Genomic DNA, 538 nt, shown 5'->3' on the forward strand with positions numbered 1-538 from the left:
GTGAACGAAATGGCACGTATTCTACAAGTTCCGCACATGAAGCTCTTGATTGGTGCCGTCGTTCTACTGCTTGTTTTCTCTCGCCTTTACGGCATGGGAAGCTTCTGGCAGCAAGTCATGAATGAAAGCTACATCCGCGATGTTAAGAACATTTCGGAAGAAGGCATGGAGCTGCTTTGCTACTGTCTGATTGCGTTGAGTGCTGTTCGTATGCGACGCGAAATCACTGAATAGACTCGGGATCTAAACGGCGATTGAGCGCAGTTAAAATGGGATGAAACACTTCCAATGCTCGCTCTGCTGTTGCAACCGATTCATCAAAGGCCGTCATTTCGATGGCCTTTTTCATTTCCGCAATTTGCTGCAAAACATCCATTTCTAACGGTAAAGCGCGAAGTTGATTTATTGATTGTTTAGCCCGCAGCAAAGGCTGTGCTCGAACGCTAGTTAAATCTCGTTGAAATGCCCCACTTTTAACGCCCTCCAGATACACTCGATACGTCGTCAGTTCATCAAGTAAAAGAAACGCTTCTGCCTG

General features: G+C 46.3%; 2 pseudogenes. One reads left to right on the forward strand and one right to left on the reverse strand.

Annotated features, from left to right (window positions below):
* A pseudogene (locus tag R7044_RS27610) lies at positions 1-234 on the forward strand (hypothetical protein); the annotation flags it as partial.
* Here the strand turns inward: R7044_RS27610 and R7044_RS27615 are convergent.
* Positions 224-538, reverse strand: a pseudogene (locus R7044_RS27615) (YdcF family protein); the annotation flags it as partial. The pseudogenes R7044_RS27610 and R7044_RS27615 overlap by 11 nt on opposite strands.

The organism is Vibrio sp. 1402 (assembly GCF_033340275.1).